Genomic DNA, 21,855 nt, shown 5'->3' with positions numbered 1-21,855 from the left:
ATCATGAGCAAAAAACTGATCTGCCATGCTGCAGAGCTGGTCACTTGCGCCGGAAAAGGACCGAAATACGGAAAAGATATGTCCGATATCGGAATCATTCATGACGGTGCTGTATTCATCGATGGCGACAAAATCGTTGCTGTTGGTACAACCGAGCAGCTTAAGCAACAATTTAGCGGAGTTGACTACGAAATCATCGACGCAACAGGCAAAACGGTTTTGCCAGGATTTGTGGATTCTCACACTCACTTTGTTTTTGGCGGTTACCGCGCGGATGAATTTTCTTGGCGCTTAAAGGGCGACAGCTACATGTCCATTATGGAACGCGGCGGCGGAATTAATGCGTCTGTTACGAAAACCCGCGCGGCTACACTGGAAGAACTGGTAGAGGTTGGCCGTGATCGGCTGGACTGCATGCTGGAGTTCGGTGTAACCACTGTTGAAGGAAAAAGCGGATACGGCCTTGACAAAGATACGGAGATTAAACAGCTTCGTGCTATGAAAGAGCTGAATCGTTCCCATTGTGTGGATGTTGTCTCCACTTTTATGGGCCCGCACAGTGTTCTGCCGGAATACAAAGGCCGTGAGCGTGATTTCATTGATTTCCTGCTTCATGAAGTAATGCCTTTGGTCAAAGAAGAAAACCTTGCTGAATTTGCAGATATTTTCACAGAGCAGAACGTTTTCTCTGTTGAGGATTCCCGCTACTATATGACAGAGGCAAAGAAGATGGGCTTTAAGCTCAAGATTCATGCCGATGAAATTGTTCAGCTTGGTGGCGCAGAGCTTGCTGCCGAAATGGGCGCAATATCTGCTGAGCATCTTCTGCAAAGCTCAGACAAAGGCATTGCCGATATGGCAAAGGCTGGCGTAATCTGTAACGTTTTGCCCTGCACCGCGTTTTGCCTCAAAGAGCCCTACGCTAAGGCTCGCAAAATGATTGATGAAGGTGCAGCAGTAGCTCTGGGCAGCGACCTGAATCCTGGTAGCTGTTTTACCAATTCGATTCCTCTGATGATTGCTCTTGGCTGCATTTATATGGGTCTGTCGATTGAGGAGGTTATCACTGCTCTTACCATTAACGGCGCCGCCGCGGTAGACAGAGCAGACAAAATTGGTAGCATTCAGCCTGGCAAACAGGCCGATGTCATCTTCTTAAAATACCCTTCCATTCATTTTATGCCCTACCACACTGCTATTAACCTGGTCGAAACCGTTATAAAAAACGGTGAGATCGTCCATAAACGGTAACCCTCTCCTATAAAGTGAAAAACTCGGCGGAGCGACAATCTGCCTGCTGCTCCGCCGAACTTTTTCTCTAAATCCTCTTAAACTTTCTAAATTTGCTAATACGTTCATGCACAAATTGGTGCTTGACTTCTGCCATGGAGCAACATTTTCCCGGGTTTTTTGGCGGCCGGAATACCCGCCAAAGAACGGTAGTGATGTTGCTCCTCCTTTATACCTAGAACCCAATTCCCAAAATTGTATAGTAGCCTCTCCCCTGCTACATTTTTTAAACCGCCGGTAAAGCCGGTGTTTTTTAATATGTAGGAATAGCCAGCGCGTACTGTCGTGAACAAAACAACTACTTTAATGACAGCTCTTTCGTACTATAACGGAAAGATCATGCAATTTAGGATAGAAAAAGGCAGCCCCGCTGGTCTGCTGGCTGCCTTTTTCTGTGAGTTATTTTATGGTTTATGGTAAAAAGTTCTTGTACGCTAAATTAAATCATTCGTTTTCGCGGCTTTTCTTAATCTGCTCTTCAATATGACCCATGGTGTGCAGCATCATAAGTGCGCCGAGACGAACTGTAATTCCGGAAGGGTCAAACGAAGGAGCGATTTCTACCAAATCTGCCGCGACGATACGGCCCATTTTGGCCACCCCGGAAATGATGTCACACACCTGGTCAAACAGTAGGCCGCCGGGATACGGCGACGCCACGCCTGGAGCTATCGACATATCGAAACCATCAATGTCAACGGTAATATAATAATTTTTTGCTTTCGGCACTCTGGCAAGAACACCCTCTACACCAATATTATTGGCTTCACGAGAAGAGATAAGAACGCTGCCATAAGCCTTAGCATCCTCAAAATCCGTTTTTTTACTGCTGCCAATTCCACGCAGACCAATCTGAATCATGGGGCCAATGTGCTTCATTTCAGACAAACGGCGCATTGGGCTGCCGTTGCCGTAACGAAGCGGGCCTACATGGTCGTTCCAGTCTAAGTGCGCGTCAAACTGTACTACACAGATTTCTTCGCCAAGCTCTTCGAGTGCTTTACCTACCGGTGCACTAATCGAATGGTCGCCGCCAAGTATAATCGGCACTGCTCCACGCTTGACAATTCCACGCACACCGTCTACAATAGCGTCGAAAGTATGCTGCGGGTCTGCTTGCAAAATATCAGCGTCACCGCAATCCACAATCTTTAAAGGAGCAGCCAAACGCTGGCAATCGTGTTCAAAATCGTAATAACCAGTTTCGCCACGGCTATACTGAGTGGAAGCCTCTCGAATACGACGCGGGCCTAATCGGGCGCCGCTCATATACCCTACGGCGAAATCAACAGGTGCACCCATAACAGCAATGTCTGCATCTAGTTGCTCAAGATCAGTGCATATGGGGTATTTGCCAAATGAGCATATTCCGGTGATGGGAAGGTTTAAACGTTGCTGCATTAAGTGTTCCTCCTGTTAATCGTTCCAAATTTTAGTTGTTATTTTTGTAAGCTCTTCTGAACTTGTATTAATTATAGCATTAAAAATGAGAATCTGTACAGTGAGCTCGTTTTGTGTTATAATCCATTTGCTTAAATTTGTTCGGTAAAGTGTGTTTTTCACTTAACAAAATGTTTGCGCGAAAAAGGAGCCGGCTTCCATGGACCAAACCGATATAAAAATAATGAATATTCTACAGGTAGACTGCAAAACACCAATGCGAGAGATTGGGCGCCAGGTTGGCTTAACTGCACCCGCTGTTTCGGAACGTATCGCACAGCTGCGCGATTCCGGTGCGATTCGTGCCTTTCGTGCTAAACTGAATTTTGCAGCGGCGGGCAAAAAGCTTTCCGCCTATATAATGATAAACGTGCCGCCGGACACGTATACAAGGTTTTGTACTTTTACACAGGAGAACCCTGCCATTACAGAGCATCACCATATTATCGGGCCTTACAATGCACTGCTGAAGATACACGTTACCGATTCGGAAGAGCTGGAAAGTCAACTTACTGAAATTCGTGCTTTTGGCATGTCTCAAACCGCAGTGGTGCTGAAAAGTTATTTTGATCAAAAACCTTTGCCAGAATAAAAGATTCAATTTAAAAAGCGTAATTACCATGACTTTCTAGTGGTTCTTGCGCTTTTTTATTATTTTACCCTGTTTTAGACAAAATATCTGCTTATAATTCTTATAAGGATGGTTTAACCCAATTGCTCTGCGTTACAATTGCACCGAAAGCTGTGCCGAATTTAGGCGCCGTATCCACTGGAACGGCAGCTTGAATCACACACTTTCCATATTATAAGCGCATTTTGCGCAAATTTTTGCGCCGCATCCCCCAAAAGAGCGGCAGTAAGGAGAAAAAAATGCAAACAAGTACCAAAGCCCTATCCCAACCATCCTTTAGCGCACTACGGCTTACGTTGATGGGAATGATGATTGCCCTAACCGTCATTCTGCTCAACACACCACTGGGAGTCATCACACTCCCCATGATTCGCATTACAATCGCCCATATGCCAATCCTCATAACCGCAATACTCTTCGGTTTAACAGAAGGGTTAATTGTTGGCTTTGCGTTTGGCGCATGCACCCTATTCATCGCCTTAACTTCACCAGTATCTATTTTAGACCCCTTTTTCGTTAATCCGTTGGTTTCCATTCTTCCCCGTGTTCTTATCCCGGTTACTACATATTACTGCTATCAAGGGCTGCAAAAGCTGTTGCCAGCTTTCCGTGGAAAAGATACTATCTCGGTAACAGTTAGCTTGGCAATTGGCAATTTAACAAACACCTTTGGTGTTTATGCCATGTTGTACCTGTTATACGCTTCCCAAATACTGGAAAAGACCGGTACCCCTGCTCTCAATTTAATTCTTGGTCTAATTTCAACCTCTACCGTAATTAAATGCGTAGGTATTATGCTAATTGGCACTCCCTTGATTTTATCTTTGCAAAAAGCCATGAAGCACTTGCTACGCTAAACATAGAATCGCTATATAAAGACTTATATTTAAAAAAAGAAGAGATAAGGGCCGTGGATTCGTTTGTTCCACGGCTCTTATCTCTTCTTTCGCTTTAACATCGTTTTTGCTTGTTTAAATACATAAGATGGTCAATTTTAGTTAAAAAGGATGATGCTGTTAATTGATCATTCTTGGCAAAACACTCCGAGCCAATTGTGAGACTGATTTTATATGGTACCAATTTCTTTTCATTAAAAGAATCCACGTTTTGATACAGCCGCTGGAGTAAATCGTTCAGCTCTCGCGGGTTTAAAATTTCTAAAACAATTACAAATTCATCACCGCCATAGCGCGATATAAAATCGCGGCGACGAAAGGTTTTTCGTAGAATCTTTGCCACATGACGCAGTGCTTGGTCACCGCTGTCGTGCCCATAAACATCGTTAATTTTTTTGAAGGAGTCCAAGTCAATCATCATACCCGCCAGCAAATGCTTATCTCTGCTTTTCACTTTAACAGAAAGGTGATGGTCTAAATAGCGGCGGTTGAATAGCCCTGTTAAATAGTCAGTTCTAAGCTGGTCGTTCTGAATATTAATATACAAGAGTAAAATAGACAAGGTGGTAAACGCCCAAATTAATACCCCACTTGGCATAATAAGTTGAATGAACGCACCCACTGCGGGAAAAAAACCAAATAAAAAAAGATTAATGAACTCCTTACCATTTAAACGTTTACGGTGACCCGCTAACAGTATACTAGTAAGAACAACATAGAAAATACATATCAATAATAGGAGCAATACGTATTTCCCCCGATGATAAACATTGTACTCATCAAAAACAAAATAGATATTACCGAATATGCTAATAAAAGATAAAACAAAGTTTATAGCAATTGGAATTATCAAATATGGTAATAACTTTTGAATTCGAGGCCAGCTTCCATAAATATAAAAATCCACATACAAATACCAAATCAAACAGATGATAGGGTTGAGTGAATTATATATGACCATAATTAGAATAGATAAAAAGCGAAAGCTAAACCCTGGCCTTCCATCGAGAAGCCACATTAACGTATCTAAAAAAATCATAACTCCAACGGAACAAATAATGGTTAGAAAAAGCCTCTGATCCGGGTAATACTGGCGATCTTGCCGATATACATTTCGAAATACTAAAATCAATACAATAAGAGCATAACAATTTAGCTCAAGATATTGAACAATCAGATTCACTGGAATGACGACCCCTTCCAGGCAAATTCATACTGTTTTTTATCTCATATAAAAAACAGTAAAGCGTTTACTTTTTATAATATGATAATAACAGTTTCATACAAATATTGCAAATGAATTTGCGCAAATTATGTGAATAACATATAAAAAGTCAGTCTTAATAATGGTTTTTAAGAATTTATGCACAAAAATTTTAAACTTGCATGCCCTTAAAGTGCCTTTTTTGTTTTAGATTCATTAATGGCTTTGATATTTAAGGTTGACAAAAGCAGAGCTTACCACTATGATTTAAAACATACATGATTTATATGATATTGTTCTTTTCTTCGTCACTAATAAAAATCCAACCTATAATAAAATCCAAATGCTGAAAATAGCTAATCTAAAAAAGAGGTGTCACCATGCTTACAAACAAAGAACGCTTAATCCAGCAATTTACTGATCTCATCCACATTAACAGCCCTTCTCTAGGGGAACGGCAAATGGCCGATTACCTAACAAATGAGTTAATTACTTTGGGTCTTACCGTAGAGGAGGACGACGCAGGTAAACAATTAGGCGGTAACTGTGGAAATCTATATGCGTTTTTAGAGGGTGACAGCAGCTTACCTCCCATTTTACTTTGTTCTCATATGGATACCGTTGAACCCTCTACAGGGAAGAAAGCAATTTTAGAGGACGGCGTTTTCCACAGTGATGGAACTACCATTTTAGGAGCGGACGATTGCTCTGGAACTGCGGCTATTCTCGAAACACTCCGTGTTATTCAGGAGCAGAACCTAACGCATCGCCCCATAGAGGTTCTATTTACCATCGCAGAAGAAATTTACTGCAAGGGCTCAAAGCATTTTGATTTTTCAAAGATTCACTCCAAAGAAGCCTTTGTCCTCGATTATTCCGGCCCAACAGGCGTTGCTGCCTCAAAAGCTCCAACGATTCTCTTTTTCAATGTAGCGGTTCACGGGCTTGCATCTCATGCTGGCTTTGCTCCGCAGACGGGAATCCACGCCATACAGGCAGCATCAAAGGCGATTGCCTGCTTGAAGCTTGGGCAAATTGATTCTGAAACTACTCTGAATATTGGCACCATACATGGTGGAAGCGGGAACAATGTGATTCCCGATCTCTGCACAGTCACTGGTGAAATTCGAAGCTATTCCCATGAGACAGCAATCTCTTTGGCAGAAGAGGTACATAAACAGTTTGAGAATGCCGCCGTTGAAATTGGAGCAAAGGTAGAATTTGAAAAAAGCTTTGCATGCCGTGCCTATGAGGTTGCGAATCATCATCCCATTGTAAGTCATTTTAAAAAGGCTTGCCTAAAACTTAATGTAACTCCTGCCTTAGAAAAAACTTTTGGGGGCAGTGACAATAATGTCTTTGTCGAAAATGGAATCACGGGGCTGGTCGTGGCCAGCGCAATGTACCAGTGCCATTCGCTCAACGAATACGCACCTGTAAACGAATTGATTCAGCTGGCCGAGCTAACGCGGCTGCTAGTAACTCTAGAAGATTGAGAGAATCCTATTTATGAAAAATCCGCTGAATTACCAAACCACAGAATATGATTGCGGCCCTACTACACTGCTCAATGCCCTTAGCTATTTGTTCCGGCGGGAGGAAATCCCGCCGGATATTATAAAACATATTATGCTTTACTGCTTGGACTCCTACAATGGAAAAGGCGAATTCGGCAAAAACGGAACATCTCGCATGGCTATGATGTTTTTAAGCGACTGGCTGAACCAGTTTGGTAAGGTGAAGAAATTTCCCATCCATTGTGATTACCTAACTGGGCACGAAGTGTGCATTCACCAGAACAGCAAAATTGTTTCTGCTCTTCAGCAAGGTGGCGCAGTGGTTGTTCGGCTGCGATATGGCTACTGGCATTATGTACTTTTAACAGACGATAATAAAGATAGTATTTCTCTATTTGACCCTTACTACCGTAAAAAGCCCTTTCAAGTAGATGGCATTGATATAATAACGGACATGCCTTTTAGCCAAAATCGCCGTGTAGCCAATGTGCTTTTAAACAATTCTGGAAAAGGCCCCTATGCACTTGGCCCCATCGATACCAGAGAAGCTATCTTATTCTTTAATACCGAAACACAAAAAACGCCAACCAAAACCATTGAGTATTTTATTTGATATAATAAAAATCTGAGCTTCCTCTTCTCTATTTAATAATTGAAATGTATTCTTACTATATTATTCACCCACAAAAGAGCCTTGTTTCTTTTTTAGAAACAAGGCTCTTACATGTAGTATTCGGTTTTACAGATTTCTTCCATCCGAAGCCCATTCCGGCATAGCGGATTTTTGCTCCATTAACGTACGAATATGCCCCACATATACATAGCGGAACATCAGCAAACTTGCCGCTAGAGAAAATACTTCTGCTATTGGGAACGAATACCAAACGGATTCCAATGAAAAATGAGCCAGTAAATATGCTGCGGGCAACAGCACAATCATTTGGCGCAGCAAAGAAATCGCAAGGCTGTATATCCCTTTTCCCAGCGCCTGAAATACCGTACTAAATGTAATGCCAATGGCGGCAGGAATAAAGCAAAGGCTAATAATGCGCAAGGCAGGTACACCAATGTGTATCATTTCAGGGGATGCCTCAAAGATAAGGAGCAGCTGCTTTGGGTACACCCAGAAAAGGAATACACCCGCAGCCATAATCAGCGAGCTTACCACAAGGCCAATGCGAATGGCTTTTACCATTCTGTCTTTCTTTTTTGCACCATAATTATACCCTAAGATTGGCATCATACCCTGCATGAGGCCAAATACCGGCATAAACACAAACGATTGCAGCTTAAAATAAATGCCAAACAGCGTCACTGCCGTATCGGTAAAGCGAACAAGAATGAGGTTCATCCCCATTACCATGACCGATGCAATGGACTGCATAATAATTGTAGGAATACCCACAGCATAAATTTCACGTACTATTTTAAAATCAAAGTGAAACTTTCGAAAGCTCACTTTCACTTCATGTCTTTTCTTCAGCAAAACAGTCAAGGATACCATCATGGCAATGCACTGCGCAATTACGTTAGCAATTGCCGCACCCGGTACCCCCATTGCAGGAACACCAAACCAACCAAAGATGAAAATCGGGTCTAAAATCAGGCTGGTTAATGCACCAATTAGTTGGAATACCATGGGATAAATCATATTGCCGGTAGCCTGCAACGTTTTTTCTACATTGAATTCAACAAATACCCCAAAGGAAAAAATGCAAATGATTTGAACAAATCTTGTTCCGTCTTCTATTACCGTTTGGTCGGTTGAAAATCCTTCAATAAACTGGCGTGCAAAAAAGAAACCAAACAGTGCAAAGATAATCCAGTTTACGAAAGCAAGCAAAATGCCGTGTGTTGCTGCACTGCTTGCATCGTCCCTACGGCCTTCGCCAAGGCGGCGTGAAACAAGTGAGTTAATACCAACACCGGTTCCGATACCAAAAGCAACGAGCAATGTCTGAATGGGAAATGCCAACGATACCGCATTTAGGGCTTCCTCACTAATTTTCGCAACAAAATAACTATCAACAATATTATAAAGAGCCTGAACCATCATGGAGAACATGGCGGGCACAGCCATACCGGCAATAAGCCCTCCTACCGATGCGGTTCCCATTTTATTTTCTTTTAAATCGCTATTTAATATTTGCATGTATACACTCCTGGAAGACGTTATCTTTTTTAAAACCGCTCAGAGAAATAAAGCCATTCCCCCTACCCTATTACCTTTTTTTGGCAGTAATCACAGGGAATCCACTTTACTTCTAGACCTGTCTATGTTATAATTTTAGTTCACAATATGAATGATGGGAGGTTGTCAGTTTGAGTAACGAAAACGGAAAAGAGAACACCACAAATTTCCCCACCTACCGCGGAAAGCCTCTAGTTCGTTGCGGAGATGTGCTTTATTATGGAAGCATGAAAGATAAGTATGTGGTAAAATTAGAAATCAAGAGCAAAAAACGTGTGCTGGATATGGATGTTGCCGATAAAGTCGGCATTCAGTTAATGTATACCAACCCCGACATTCGTGCCCGCAAACAAATTGTTAAATCCAGTGAAAAAGAGGGGCTTTATCTGGCAATGGATATTGCCGACGCTTGGCTTCAGAGGGCTCTCTCAGAATAAGCCGATTGTACCCATATGTACACCCAAATGCAATAAAACATTTGAAACCGCCGGGAATGCTCCCGGCGGCTTTTTTTCTCTTAAATGCATTTTACACTAGCTTTAAGACTTTTGAATTTTACCAATATCGCGGCGGTAGTGAGCACCCTCAAAATGAATTCCCGAAACCGCTTTATATGCTTTTTCCAGCGCTTCTTCCAAAGTACTGCCCGTAGCAGTTACACCCAGTACACGGCCACCGTTTGTTACAAGCTCTTCTCCGTGAAGCGCTGTACCCGCATGGTATACTGTTGCACCCTCTACTTGTGCCTCTTCATTCAACCCGCTAAGTACCAATCCTTTTTGGTACTGCGCAGGGTAACCGCCAGAGGCCATTACCACACAGGCAGCCGCCTGCTGCGACCACTCAATCTGCTGCTGCTCTAATCGCTCATCGATAACCGCTTCCATAATCTCGAGCAAATCGCTCTTCAGGCGAGGCAAAACCACCTGTGTTTCCGGGTCACCAAAGCGGGCGTTATACTCAATCACGCGCGGACCCTTGGGAGTGAGCATCAGTCCAAAATACAAGCAACCTTTAAAGGGATGCCCCTCTGCATTCATCGCCTCGATGGTAGGCAGGAAAATGGTCTCCATACACTCACGAGCGGTTTCTTCATCGTAAAACGGATTGGGGCTGATGGTTCCCATTCCGCCGGTATTGGCACCCTCGTCGTTATCCAGAGCGCGCTTATGGTCTTTGGATGATACCATGGGCCGCACGCACTTGCCATCTGTAAAGGCCAGCACCGAAACCTCCGGCCCGGTAAGGAACTCTTCGAGCACGATGCGGCTGCCGGAGTCCCCAAATATTTTATCTTCCATCATAGAGCGAACTGCCTGCTCGGCCTCGGCGTAATCCTGCGCGATAACAACGCCTTTACCCAGAGCAAGCCCATCCGCTTTAATCACAACCGGGTAGCTGTTCTCACGGCGAATCTCAGAAAGTGCGGCCTCCGGCTCGGTAAATACTTGGTACCCCGCCGTAGGAATGTTGTACTTCTCCATCAGATTTTTGGAGAACACCTTGCTCGCCTCAATTTGTGCCGCTGCCTTATGCGGGCCAAATGCACGAATTCCAACCGCCTCAAGGGCGTCTACCATTCCGGCTGCAAGAGGGTCATCCGGTGCAACAACCACCAAATCAACCTGATTTGCTTTTGCAAACTCAACGACTCCTGGAATATCTGTTACCTTTATATCCACACATTCTGCGTCATGGGCAATACCGCCATTGCCGGGCGCACACCAAATTTTTGTAAGCTTGGGGCTTTCTTTCAGCTTGCGCACCAACGCATGCTCGCGACCGCCGCCGCCAATTACCAGTACCTTCATATTTTCACACGCTCCTGTTTTAAACTCATGACAAACAGCCATCGGTCCTCCTCACAGTGCAGAGGAGCCCATGCTTATAGGGTGTTAGGACGATTAGTGGTGGAACAACCGTATGCCGGTAAATGCCATGGCGATGCCATATTTATTGCAGGTTTCAATTACATTATCGTCGCGAATGGAACCGCCGGGCTGTGCAATATATGATACACCGCTGCGGTGAGCACGCTCAATATTATCGCCAAAGGGGAAGAATGCGTCAGAACCAAGCGATACGCCCGTAATGCCGGAAAGGTAACGGCGCTTTTCTTCACGGGTGAGCGGTGCGGGGCATTCGGTAAAGAATTGCTGCCAAATGCCATCTGCCAATACATCCTCTGCGTCGTCCGAAAGGTATACATCGATGGTATTGTCACGATCCGGGCGGCGAATGTCCGCACGGAAGGGCAACCCAAGCACCTGCGGGTGCTGGCGCAAATGCCACAAATCTGCCTTACCGCCTGCTAACCGAGTGCAGTGAATACGAGACTGCTGCCCGGCGCCCACGCCGATGGCCTGTCCATCCTTGGCGTAGCACACAGAGTTCGACTGCGTATATTTAAGGGTAATTAAAGCCACCAAGAGGTCGCGCTTTGCTTCCGGTGTAAACTCCTTGCAATCGGTAGCAAAGTTTGTAAGCAGAGCTTCATCAATCACTGCGTTATTCCTACCCTGTTCAAAGGTGATTCCAAATACATCCTTGTGCTCAACAGGTGCGGGAATGTAATCTTGGTTTATCTGTATTACACTATAATTGCCCTTGCGCTTTGTTTTCAGAATTTCTAGCGCTTCTTTCGAATAGCTGGGCGCTATCACACCGTCGGATACCTCACGCGAGATAAGCTGGGCGGTCTGCGCATCGCATTCATCCGAAAGAGCGATCCAATCCCCATAAGAAGACATACGGTCTGCTCCGCGGGCTCTGGCATACGCACAAGCCAGCGGAGAAAGATCTAAGTCATCTACAAAGCAGCTTTTCTTCAGCTCGGGAGACATTGGTACGGCAACTGCCGCACCGGCGGGGCTAACGTGCTTAAAGGATGCTGCCGCAGGAAGACCCGTTGCCGCTTTCAGCTCTTTGACTAACTGCCAACTATTGAGTGCATCCAGAAAATTAATGTAACCCGGCCTGCCGTTGAGCACTGTAACCGGCAGCTCACCGCCGTCCTCGCGATAAATTCGAGAGGGTGTTTGGTTGGGATTGCAGCCGTATTTAAGCATCAGTTCCATTATGTTTGCCTCCCCTTAGTGATTCTTATTGATAATTCGGGACTCTGTTTCGCCGTTCGACAGACGAATGCGGCGGGTGAACAACGAAACCCGATTCTCTGTGTTAAGAGAGTTCCAAACCTGCTGGGTAAACTCCTCCAGCTCCTGTGGAACTTGAACACAAACCGGCTCACCCTCAAAGGACGGAATGGGGCTTCCGTCGCAGCGGTAAGTATGAATGAGGTGCCCCTGCCCGCTTGCTGGGGTTTCATATTCAAAGAACATGCGCTGAGCCGAGGAAGGATTGCCCCCAGCACTTTTTAAGATGGACAAACGATAGGCAAATTCGGTACTAGCATTCATCCAGCCGGAAATACGGGGTGTAAAATTCGGTTCATCCGGTTCGAAGGTGCGGCTTCTCAGTGCATCCTCAAAGGTTTCGCCACGGCGCAGGTAATCATGTACGGTATCAGTTTGGTCGCCATTTGTTACAATCACCTCAGAGCCAATCACGCGCACCGGAGAATAAATAATCAGCGACGGGTCAGATAGCTTGGAAGGGTCAAACGCTTGTGTACGCAGCCCGTCACCGTCGCGTACAAACACGCGGTTGCGGCTGTTTTCACTGCGCCCCATAATAAAATAGGCAATTAAGGCATGTGTGCCCTCTGGTGTTTTGCCCAGAATAATTCCGCGCCCGGGGTACCCATTGCCCATAAGGGCCTGTTCTATCGTTTTGGTTGTCATTTGGCATCCTCCCGTTGTTCCATATTCATTTGTATCACGCGGTTACCGGCAACCGAAAGCCGGCCTTCGCAGAACATCGCCACAGCGCGGGGTAGGATTTTCCATTCCGCCTGCTCCATCACTCGCTTTTGCAGTGTTTCTGGCGTGTCATCGTCCTGAATTTCTACTGCTTGCTGAAGAATAATTGGCCCGCCGTCGCACACCTCATTTACAAAGTGAACGGTTGCCCCTGTTACACGCACGCCGCGCTCCAAAGCGGCACGGTGAACGCGTTGGCCAAAGAAGCCCTCCCCACAAAACGAGGGGATTAACGAGGGGTGAATATTCATCATTCGATTGCGGTAGCGACCGATTACCTCATCCCCAATTATCGTCATAAAGCCGGCAAGCACCACCAAATCTGCCTGATAGCGCTCCAAGAGCATTAACAGGGCGTGGTCATAAGCGGGCTGGCTTTCAAAATCACCCCGGCGCAGAACCTCACCCGCTATCCCTGCCTGCTCGGCACGGGTAAGGGCGTACGCATCTGCTCTGCTGGAAATGACGCACGAAAGCCGCCCACCGGGGATTTCTCCCCGGCGTTCGGCATCTATTAAAGCCTGCAGGTTGGTTCCCCCACCGGAAACCAGCACCACAATATTCAGCATAGAACAACACCCTCCGTGCCCTGCTCCACCTGACCGATCACATATACTGTTTCGCCCGCCTCACGCAGTAAGGCGGCAGCCTTATCTGCTTCCTCACGAGAAACAACGATGCACATGCCAACACCCATATTAAAGGTATTAAACATATCGTGCTCCGGAATGTTCCCAACAGACTGCAGTAAATGGAAAATCGGCAGAGAAGGCAACGCGGCTTTCTCAATTTTGGCGGTCATTCCCTCTTTCATCATACGGGGTATATTTTCATAGAAGCCACCACCAGTGATGTGTGAAACCGCCTTTACGTTACAGTTCTTTTGTAAATTCAGAACAGATTTTACATATATCTTCGTAGGGGTGAGGAGCTCTTCTCCCAGTGTTCTGCCCAGCTCTTCTACGTGGCGTTCTACATTCCCAGTTTCCAAACGGAACACCTTGCGCACCAGAGAGAAACCGTTGGAATGCACACCAGAGGAGGCAAGACCCAAAATAACATCTCCGGTCTGCATCTGCGAGCCGTCAATAATTTTCGAACGGTCTACCATTCCTACACAGAAGCCGGCCAAATCGTATTCGTCCTCGGGGTAAAAACCGGGCATTTCGGCTGTCTCGCCACCAACCAATGCACAGCCAGACTGCACGCAGCCCTCCGCCACACCGGCAACAATTTTCTCAATTTTTTCCGGCTGGTTTTTCCCCACCGCCAGATAATCGAGGAAAAACAGTGGCTGCGCGCCGCCGCAGATAACATCGTTTACACACATGGCAACGCAGTCAATGCCAATGGTATCGTGGCGATCCATCAAAAAAGCGAGTCGCAGCTTTGTTCCTACACCGTCCGTACCAGAAACAAGCACAGGCTCCTTCATCCCGGTTAAATCGGGACAAAACAGTCCCCCAAAACCACCCAAACCAGACAAAACACCAGGTGTGGTTGTTCTGGCAACATGGCTTTTCATTAACTCTACCGCACGGTACCCAGCGGTTACGTCTACCCCCGCTGCTTTATAGCTTTCGCTAAAACTTTTCATACCCTTCCCCCTACTTTTTATATCCTAAAACAAAATGAATTACAGAGCATTCACTGCCGCCTGAATGGCATCGTCTTTCTTGGTAACTTCCTCCGCCATTTTCTGCTTCATCTGCTCCAGCTTTTCGGCCAAAACATCATCCGAAAGAGAAAGCATTTGAATTGCCAGCAAAGCCGCATTGTCTGCCCCATCTATCGCAACAGTTGCAACCGGCACGCCACTGGGCATTTGCACGGTAGCAAGCAGAGCGTCAAGACCATCGAGCGTGGAACACTTAATCGGAATCCCAATTACGGGGAGTGTGGTGTGTGCCGCAAGCACGCCTGCAAGATGCGCCGCCTTGCCTGCTGCAGCAATAATAACGCCAAAGCCCTCTGCTCTCGCATTTGTTGCGAACTCCGCCGCCATTAGCGGTGTTCGATGCGCCGACATTACATGCACCTCAGTGGGTACCTCATATGCTTTGAGCCGCTTAATTGCGGCGGAAACAACCGCAAAATCACTGTCACTGCCCATAATAACCGCAACCTTTTTTCCGCTTGACATGAAACAGCACTCCTTTTTTCAAATCATAATACTTGATGCCTCTACTGCCAGAATAAAAAAGCAAAAAGCAGACCACACCCAAATGGGTGCAGTCTGCCCTGTTTAATCAGAAGCCCGGTTTTGTCCGGCATATTTTTTCAGACTGGTGAAAATCAACACAACCGATTTCATGCCTTTCCCTCCGGTCTCTCCTGAGTAATCCATCCCTTTCAGTTTAGGTTAAAAACAAGTAAAATGCAATAGACGCAGCCTCAAAAATCATAAGTTCGTAAGGTTATCATGAGCTTTTCTTTTGAATTAACAGCTATTTTGTCTATTTTGCGCGCTCTTATTTTTCATCCTGCGGATCGCCCGTGAAAAGTTCTTTCATGGATGTTGCAAGACCGGCCAAACCCTGTATTTCGGAAGGAATAATAATCTTAGTTGCCTTACCGTCAGCTGCTTTTTCAAACGCTTCCAGCCCCTTTAGGGCAATCACGCGGTCACTGGGAGCTGCGGCGTTTAGTAGCTTAAGGCTGTCTGCCAATGCTTCCTGAACCGATAGAATTGCCTTTGCTTCACCTTCCGCCTCCAGAATATGAGCCTGCTTCTGTGCATCCGCAGCAAGAATAACTGCTTCCTTCTGTCCTTCCGCAATCAAAATCGCGCTGCGCTTCTGGCCTTCTGCATCCAAAATAATGGCGCGGCGGTCACGCTCTGCCTTCATCTGCTTCTCCATGGAATCCTGAATCGCAGGCGGCGGCAAAATGTTTTTAAGCTCAACACGGTTTACCTTAATACCCCAAGCATCTGTTGCTTCATCCAGAACAACACGAATTTTCGTATTGATTACATCACGAGAAGTCAGTGTGGTATCCAGCTCCAGCTCACCAATAATATTACGCAAAGTGGTGGCGCTCAGGTTCTCAATTGCAGAAATTGGGCGCTCTACGCCATAGGTGTAGAGCTTGGGGTCTGTAATTTGAAAATAGACCACGGTATCAATCTGCATAGTTACGTTATCTTTTGTAATAACGGGCTGAGGGGGGAAATCAATAACCTGTTCTTTTAAAGACACCTTTTTCGAAATACGATCCAAAAACGGAATCTTTACGTGCAAGCCGGTTTCCCACGTTGCGTGGTAGGCGCCAAGGCGCTCCAAAACATAGGAATGCGCCTGCGGTACAATCTTAATGTTAGAAATAATAACAATAAGAACAATTAAAATGAGCGTAGCAAAAACAATCCATCCCATAAGGTAACCTCCTCTAAAATATAGCTTTAAACTTCAGGTTCTACAATCAGTTTTACACCTTCAATACGCAGCACCTGAATATTACTTCCTTCTGTAATTAGCTCTCCGCTTTCCGAACGGGCAGACCAAACACTGCCCATTACCGTAACCTGGCCCACACCTTTTTCGTTATTTATTTCGCTTATTACAATACCAGATTTGCCAATATAGCGGCCAGCATTGGTGTCTACCCGTTTACTGTTGAGCAATTTTTTAACTAAGGGGCGGGTAATTGCAAGTGTAAGCGTAGTTACAATTGCAAACGTACCGGTTTGAATCCAAATGGGCGCGCCCAAAAGGTTTGCGATAAGCGCCGCAATACCGCCTACTACCATCCAAATAGAAACCAATTGCACCGTTACAGCCTCTAAAATAGCTGCGCCTACAATTACTGCTAGCCAAATAAAGGGATAATATGCCTCCATTGTAACACCTCCCGAAGAGTATGAAGCTGAAAGCCAGCTTCTTACGTGGAAAAGCACCCTATTTCCACAAAGGCACTTTCCTTTGCTTTCTTACATTGTTATGGTTTTAGTTTACCATAAATGCTCTTTGAAAGCAAATTTCAGCATTGATACCATTCGGGAATACCATCAAAATATTTCTACTTTGTTTGTAATTTCCGTCTTTTTCACCGCTTTTATTCTGAAATAGAAAAAAGAATGCATTTTTAGTCAGCCGCATGAGAAGAGCCAGTGGTTTGGTTTTCTCTCATTTGCAGCTTACGGTAGCTCTCCGTTACTTCGTTTATAAATTCCTGTTCAACCTCAGTAAGCTTTGTATTGCGCTTTGTAATAATGCCAAATAGTATTTGCTCCGAACAGTTCATTAGTGGAACTGAAACGACTCCATACAATGAATTTTGGTCTGTAAAAGCAGAAATTCCAATGGTAAAAAAACCACCAGTAGAAATTAGATTCATTTGCTCAGCACGATCATTTACATATACAATCCGCGAAGAATCGTTTAAATCAAGATGAAGATTCTCTGTGGTGATATGGTAAATAAAATCCTCAAACTGCCCTAAGTAGCGCACAAAACCATAATTCTTTAGCTCGGTAATATCAATACTGCGGTTACCGTCAAGCAGCTCGTGGTCACTAGAGATACATACATAAGGCAAAAATGTTGCCAACGGTCGGAACTCCAACTCTTTATTTTCAAAAAGCTTTTGCATCATATTTTCATCATGAGATGCAAAATGTATAACACCTACATTCGAGCTGCCATTGATTACATCTTCGATTACATTCATGGTGGAGTCTTCATTTAAACGGTACGAATAATGCTCCAAATCCCAGTAGCGGCAACAAACGCGGTTAAAACACTCCGCCGTATGCGAAAACTTTGTCATAGAGATGCTCATAATGCTCTTGTCTGATTGAATCTCACTCGTTAGTTTTTTTAGGTTATCTATTTCTTTTAAGATTACCTCACAGTGCTTTAAGTATTCTTTTCCGTTTTTAGTAAGAACACATCCTTGTTTGGTACGCTGAAACAGCTCGAAGCCGGCTTCCTCCTCCACCTCTTTTATAATGTGGCTGAGGTGTGGCTGAGATACATACATAACCTTGGCCGCCTGATTAATGGAGCCATAGGCCGCAACAGCCTGAAAGTATTTTAAATACTTTATTTCCAACAAAAGCTCCTCCTTTTTCATACCCTCGTTCATCATAGAACAAATATTCAAATAAATAATATTGAATTAGAAAAATATAAAATAAAAATAACAATTATGACGAATTTTATTAATTAAAATATCTTTTATAATATACTCTTTTGTAAAGATACCATAAAAAGATTGCACTTATGTATTCTTCCTTATAGGAATTCGCGATAAGCGCTATCATGATTTAGTATTACCAAATATTACCTAGTTGTGCTAATATAATAATATTCCATAAAAAACAGTTCAGTCAAGGGGTAATTTTATGTTGATGGCACAATCAGTGGATTCTATTTTACAAGATGCATTGATTTACGGCAGAAAATATCTCTCAAGCGGAAAGGTTGCCAATTATATACCGGAGCTTGCCAAAGCAGACCCATGCCACTTGGGAGTCTGCCTGATGCTGCCGGATGGCAGCACTTACCAAGCGGGTGATTTTCAGCTTCCGTTTACCATGCAAAGCATAGCAAAAACCTTTTCACTCATACTCGCACTAAAAACAGCAGGTTACGAAACAGTCTTTAGTAAGGTGGGAATGGAACCAACAGGAGACTGTTTTGACAGCATTGTGCAGCTCGAAACCAAACAGCTCCCTCCATTTAATCCCATGATTAATGCAGGAGCAATCGTAACCGTTAGCTGCATTAATCTGCAAGACCCTTTTGAGGAATTCCTTTCGCTCGTTCGCCAACTTTGTTTTCGCGATACCATTGCGTTAAACGAATCGGTCTACCTTTCAGAAAAACGAACCGGAATGCGGAACCGTTCTATTGCGTATCTTCTGCAAAGTGACCAAATACTGGAGGGAGACCCCGAACAGGTTCTAGACCAGTATTTTCGTATGTGCTCGGTAGAGGTAACTACTGAGGATTTGGCCAGATACGGATTAATACTAGCAAACGATGGCTTTGACCCCATTACCGGCACACAAATGCTGGAGGAATGGATTGTACGTATTGTAAAAACATTGATGCTAACCTGCGGTATGTACGATGAATCTGGCGAATTCGCCGTAAAGGCAGGAATCCCATCCAAAAGCGGAGTAGGAGGTGGGATTGTAGCGGCAACCGAACAAGGCATAGGAATCGCAACCTACGGGCCGGTTCTTAACCAAAAAGGGAACAGCATTGGTGGAACACACATGCTGGAGTATCTCTCTGGCAAAATGAATCTGCATTCTTTTGCAAGCAAAACATACACTGCGGTGTAAATTAAAGGGGTAATAATATGAGTGTTTTTGCGGAACAACTGAATCAACTACTTAACACAACCAATGGCTTTTTGTATGGCAGCGTACTACTAGTTTTACTTCTCTTTACTGGCATATACTTTTCCATACGCACTCGCATCGTTCAATTCCGAATGGCAAGAGAAGGAATTCGCCTTTTATTTCAAGACAACGATAACAAGGAATCTGTTTCTGGTTTTCAGGCACTGATGGTCTCATGCGCCTCGCGCTTGGGTGTTGGCAACATTACTGGTGTAGCGTCAGCCATCATTCTGGGAGGCCCGGGAGCTATTTTCTGGATGTGGATGACAGCGGCTTTGGGCGGCGCCTCTGCCTTTGTGGAAAGCACACTAGCACAGCTTTATAAGGTAAGAACGCCGGAAGGCGGCTTTCAAGGAGGCCCCTCGTACTACCTAGTAAAAATATTCAAGCGCCGCTGGGTAGGCGTGGTGTTTGCAGTCTCTTTAATTATCACCTTCTCCTATGGCTTCCAAATGCTGCAAGCGAATGCGGTAACCGCTTCTTTGCAGCGCAATTTTGGGAATTCACCGTGGGTAGCCTATGGCTCCGCCATTATTATGACTCTTCTCACTGCCTACGCAGTATTTGGCGGGCAAAAAATTATTGCAAAGGTATCAGAAGTAATTGTACCAATTATGGCTGTTGGCTTTTTGCTCGTAAGCTTAGCCGTTATTTTCTTGAATGTACAGAGACTTCCCCATGTGTTCGGCCAAATTTTCGCTATGGCATTTAACTTTGAATCCGTTAGCGGTGGTTTTTCAGGTACTGCAATCTCCATCGGCCTGCGCCGTGGTTTGTATTCAAATGAAGCCGGTATGGGTAGTGCGCCCAACGCTGCCGGTACCGTAGACGACACGCACCCTGCAAAGCAAGGGCTGGTTCAAATGCTGGCAGTACATATTGATACCCTTATTCTTTGCACGGCCACAGCCCTTCTCATTCTATGCCCCGGCGTTTCTTGGGATGGAAAAGACGGGAGCTACGCCATGCCCTTGGTACAGGCGGCGGTTGAATCACAGTTTGGTGCATTCGGTCTTTGGTTTGTTTCCATTTCGGTATTCTTCTTTGCGTTTGGTACTATCATAGGTAATGTGTATTATGTGGAAACCAATGTGTATTATATCTGGCACCGTTCCCCCTCTACATTGTTCCGCTTGAGCATTGTGGCTGCGGTTTGCATTGGCTGTCTGATGACCGCAGAGCTGGCTTGGAACGTAGCAGATTTTACAATGGCAATCATGGTTCTATTTAACTTTCCCGCTTTGATGATTTTGGCCAATACTGCAATTAAGGTGTTAAAGGACTACGAGTCGCAGAAAAAACAAGGCAAAGAACATATTTATTTCTACGCGCCCAGTATTGGAATTCACGATACGGACTGCTGGAATGTAAATCGAGAAGCCCTGCCAGAATCTGAACCGGTAGAATCAACTTTAAAAGGATAATAGAAAAACATTCCCTTTTATTTAAACGTGTTATTTACTGCTTATTGTAGACTAAAAGCTCCTATAACAATAGAGATAGCAAAAGGCAAGGGCATAAGCCTTCGCCTTTTGCTATTTCTTAACCTGATTTCATTTATCATGAAAGATCTGGGTGAATCGACTCTTGTATTTCTTTCGAAATTTCTCGGGTTCGTTTCACACCGTTACATAATGCAGTCTCAAAGGATTCTCCAATTGAGAGACTGTTGATAATTGCTTCGGTAACACCTCCCTTTGTAATCATTTTCTCAATATATTGATTCTTTTCCATATCAGTTTTAAAATCCGGTAAAATACTTGCCGCCCATTGATAAAGCTCTGTAAATAAAGGATATTCCGATTGAATCGCATTCAGGGAACTTTGAATATCAACTTGGCCAATTTTTAATAGTGCAGCAGGCAAACACACTCCAGCAGTAAAAACATCCAAATCCGTTTCACTTGCACTCTTCACGTATTCGAGATTCATACCTTGCAATAACTGCTTTAATAGATCATGTTCTGGAAACATAGACGCAACACCATTGTCCTGTGCTATGGTGTCAGGGCCGCTAAACATCATTCGGTAAACAGGAGTATCCAATACAGAATGAATAAAATCGATGGATACACCTGCCATACAGGAGACAATCAGGGTCTTTTCCGGTACTACTATTTTTTCCAGTTCCAAAATATCTTGAGGACGAATTGTAATCAATACAATACCAGCTTGCTCAAATATCATTTGATTCGTTGTAAGATTTTGCAACAAACCCGCCGCTCTTAGATTTTCAAGAGTCTTCTGGCTTCCTCTGCTTGAAATCAAAAGGTTTTCTCTCTCTAGCCCATGTTTCAAAAGCGACTGAGCAATCGATTGTCCTAGATGCCCACAACCAACAATTCCTATTTTGAAGCGACTCAGCAATTGTATATTTGATTCTCCCATCGTGTTTTCTCTCCATTTCGTTATATATTCTATTTGAAAGTAATTCTATAAATAGAATATTT

The 21,855-nt window shown here is 44.5% G+C and carries 21 protein-coding genes; 8 read left to right on the top strand and 13 right to left on the bottom strand.

Features of this window, described 5'->3' with window-relative positions; translation table 11 throughout:
* Nucleotides 1-3 precede the first annotated feature (3 nt).
* Entirely contained in the window at nt 4-1,251 is a 1,248-nt protein-coding gene (gene hutI, locus E7L17_RS07940; protein ID WP_316322720.1) for an imidazolonepropionase, read from the top strand.
* Between the two features lie 483 nt (nt 1,252-1,734).
* On the opposite strand, the gene E7L17_RS07935 is transcribed toward hutI, so the two are convergent.
* Nucleotides 1,735-2,691 (bottom strand): agmatinase, encoded by a 957-nt coding sequence (locus E7L17_RS07935; RefSeq protein WP_316322719.1) that lies wholly within the window; start codon nt 2,689-2,691, stop codon nt 1,735-1,737.
* A 199-nt stretch (nt 2,692-2,890) separates the two neighbouring features.
* Here E7L17_RS07935 and E7L17_RS07930 point away from each other — a divergent pair, with 199 nt between their 5' ends.
* Together E7L17_RS07930 and E7L17_RS07925 are read left to right on the top strand one after the other, a co-directional pair.
* The gene (locus tag E7L17_RS07930) at nt 2,891-3,322 is read left to right on the top strand and encodes an Lrp/AsnC family transcriptional regulator (RefSeq protein WP_316322718.1); all 432 of its coding nucleotides are present in this window, start codon (nt 2,891-2,893) and stop codon (nt 3,320-3,322) included.
* Between the two features lie 278 nt (nt 3,323-3,600).
* On the top strand, nt 3,601-4,218 hold the full coding sequence (locus tag E7L17_RS07925) for an ECF transporter S component (RefSeq protein WP_316322717.1): 618 nt from the start codon (nt 3,601-3,603) through the stop codon (nt 4,216-4,218).
* Between the two features lie 94 nt (nt 4,219-4,312).
* Here the strand turns inward: E7L17_RS07925 and E7L17_RS07920 are convergent, their stop codons facing one another.
* Nucleotides 4,313-5,440, bottom strand: coding sequence for a GGDEF domain-containing protein (locus E7L17_RS07920; RefSeq protein WP_316322716.1), 1,128 nt, complete (start codon nt 5,438-5,440; stop codon nt 4,313-4,315).
* Nucleotides 5,441-5,841: 401 nt separating this feature from the next.
* Between E7L17_RS07920 and E7L17_RS07915 the strand changes: the two genes are divergently transcribed.
* Together E7L17_RS07915 and E7L17_RS07910 are read left to right on the top strand one after the other, a co-directional pair.
* Nucleotides 5,842-6,957, top strand: coding sequence for a M20/M25/M40 family metallo-hydrolase (locus tag E7L17_RS07915; protein WP_316322715.1), 1,116 nt, complete (start codon nt 5,842-5,844; stop codon nt 6,955-6,957).
* A 13-nt stretch (nt 6,958-6,970) separates the two neighbouring features.
* Complete coding sequence (locus E7L17_RS07910; protein WP_316322714.1) at nt 6,971-7,591, top strand: peptidase C39; 621 nt, start codon at nt 6,971-6,973, stop codon at nt 7,589-7,591.
* Nucleotides 7,592-7,717: 126 nt separating this feature from the next.
* Here the strand turns inward: E7L17_RS07910 and E7L17_RS07905 are convergent, their stop codons facing one another.
* Entirely contained in the window at nt 7,718-9,130 is a 1,413-nt protein-coding gene (locus E7L17_RS07905) for an MATE family efflux transporter (RefSeq protein ID WP_316322713.1), read from the bottom strand.
* A 170-nt stretch (nt 9,131-9,300) separates the two neighbouring features.
* Between E7L17_RS07905 and E7L17_RS07900 the strand changes: the two genes are divergently transcribed.
* Nucleotides 9,301-9,606, top strand: coding sequence for a hypothetical protein (locus E7L17_RS07900; protein ID WP_085833056.1), 306 nt, complete (start codon nt 9,301-9,303; stop codon nt 9,604-9,606).
* Nucleotides 9,607-9,708: 102 nt separating this feature from the next.
* Here E7L17_RS07900 and purD read toward each other — a convergent pair whose 3' ends face one another.
* The 9 genes from purD to E7L17_RS07855 all read right to left on the bottom strand — a co-directional run bounded on the left by purD (nt 9,709) and on the right by E7L17_RS07855 (nt 18,105).
* Nucleotides 9,709-10,980, bottom strand: coding sequence for a phosphoribosylamine--glycine ligase (purD, locus tag E7L17_RS07895; RefSeq protein ID WP_316322768.1), 1,272 nt, complete (start codon nt 10,978-10,980; stop codon nt 9,709-9,711).
* A gap of 93 nt (nt 10,981-11,073) precedes the next feature.
* Nucleotides 11,074-12,246: a phosphoribosylaminoimidazolecarboxamide formyltransferase gene (locus E7L17_RS07890; RefSeq protein WP_316322712.1), complete on the bottom strand. Its 1,173-nt coding sequence runs from the start codon at nt 12,244-12,246 to the stop codon at nt 11,074-11,076.
* A 15-nt stretch (nt 12,247-12,261) separates the two neighbouring features.
* Nucleotides 12,262-12,972, bottom strand: a complete 711-nt coding sequence (locus E7L17_RS07885) for an IMP cyclohydrolase (RefSeq protein WP_316322711.1) — start codon at nt 12,970-12,972, stop codon at nt 12,262-12,264.
* Nucleotides 12,969-13,619 carry a phosphoribosylglycinamide formyltransferase gene (purN, locus tag E7L17_RS07880; protein ID WP_316322710.1) on the bottom strand — a complete coding sequence of 217 codons (651 nt, stop codon included), beginning with the start codon at nt 13,617-13,619 and terminating at the stop codon, nt 12,969-12,971. Before purN ends, E7L17_RS07885 begins: the two co-directional genes overlap by 4 nt.
* Nucleotides 13,613-14,647, bottom strand: coding sequence for a phosphoribosylformylglycinamidine cyclo-ligase (purM, locus tag E7L17_RS07875; protein ID WP_316322709.1), 1,035 nt, complete (start codon nt 14,645-14,647; stop codon nt 13,613-13,615). Before purM ends, purN begins: the two co-directional genes overlap by 7 nt.
* Nucleotides 14,648-14,686: 39 nt before the next feature.
* Nucleotides 14,687-15,193 (bottom strand): 5-(carboxyamino)imidazole ribonucleotide mutase, encoded by a 507-nt coding sequence (gene purE, locus E7L17_RS07870; protein WP_316322708.1) that lies wholly within the window; start codon nt 15,191-15,193, stop codon nt 14,687-14,689.
* 328 nt (nt 15,194-15,521) lie between these two features.
* The gene (locus E7L17_RS07865; RefSeq protein WP_316322707.1) at nt 15,522-16,427 is read right to left on the bottom strand and encodes an SPFH domain-containing protein; all 906 of its coding nucleotides are present in this window, start codon (nt 16,425-16,427) and stop codon (nt 15,522-15,524) included.
* Nucleotides 16,428-16,453: 26 nt separating this feature from the next.
* Nucleotides 16,454-16,891 carry an NfeD family protein gene (locus tag E7L17_RS07860; RefSeq protein WP_316322706.1) on the bottom strand — a complete coding sequence of 146 codons (438 nt, stop codon included), beginning with the start codon at nt 16,889-16,891 and terminating at the stop codon, nt 16,454-16,456.
* A 245-nt stretch (nt 16,892-17,136) separates the two neighbouring features.
* A complete protein-coding gene (locus E7L17_RS07855; RefSeq protein ID WP_316322705.1) occupies nt 17,137-18,105 on the bottom strand; it encodes a LysR family transcriptional regulator in 969 nt (322 codons plus the stop codon).
* Nucleotides 18,106-18,415: 310 nt separating this feature from the next.
* Between E7L17_RS07855 and glsA the strand changes: the two genes are divergently transcribed.
* Both glsA and E7L17_RS07845 read left to right on the top strand, forming a co-directional pair.
* A complete protein-coding gene (glsA, locus tag E7L17_RS07850) occupies nt 18,416-19,345 on the top strand; it encodes a glutaminase A (protein WP_410470655.1) in 930 nt (309 codons plus the stop codon).
* A 17-nt stretch (nt 19,346-19,362) separates the two neighbouring features.
* Complete coding sequence (locus E7L17_RS07845) at nt 19,363-20,829, top strand: alanine/glycine:cation symporter family protein (RefSeq protein WP_316322703.1); 1,467 nt, start codon at nt 19,363-19,365, stop codon at nt 20,827-20,829.
* A gap of 136 nt (nt 20,830-20,965) precedes the next feature.
* Here the strand turns inward: E7L17_RS07845 and E7L17_RS07840 are convergent, their stop codons facing one another.
* Nucleotides 20,966-21,793 (bottom strand): pyrroline-5-carboxylate reductase family protein, encoded by an 828-nt coding sequence (locus tag E7L17_RS07840; protein WP_316322702.1) that lies wholly within the window; start codon nt 21,791-21,793, stop codon nt 20,966-20,968.
* Between the last annotated feature and the right edge of the window lie 62 nt (nt 21,794-21,855).

It is taken from the genome of Clostridium sp. (genome assembly GCF_032576335.1).
Classification (GTDB): Bacteria; Bacillota; Clostridia; order Oscillospirales; family Acutalibacteraceae; genus Faecalispora.
Note: the sequence above shows the minus strand (reverse complement) of the source record. Positions and strands in the feature narration are given on the sequence as shown.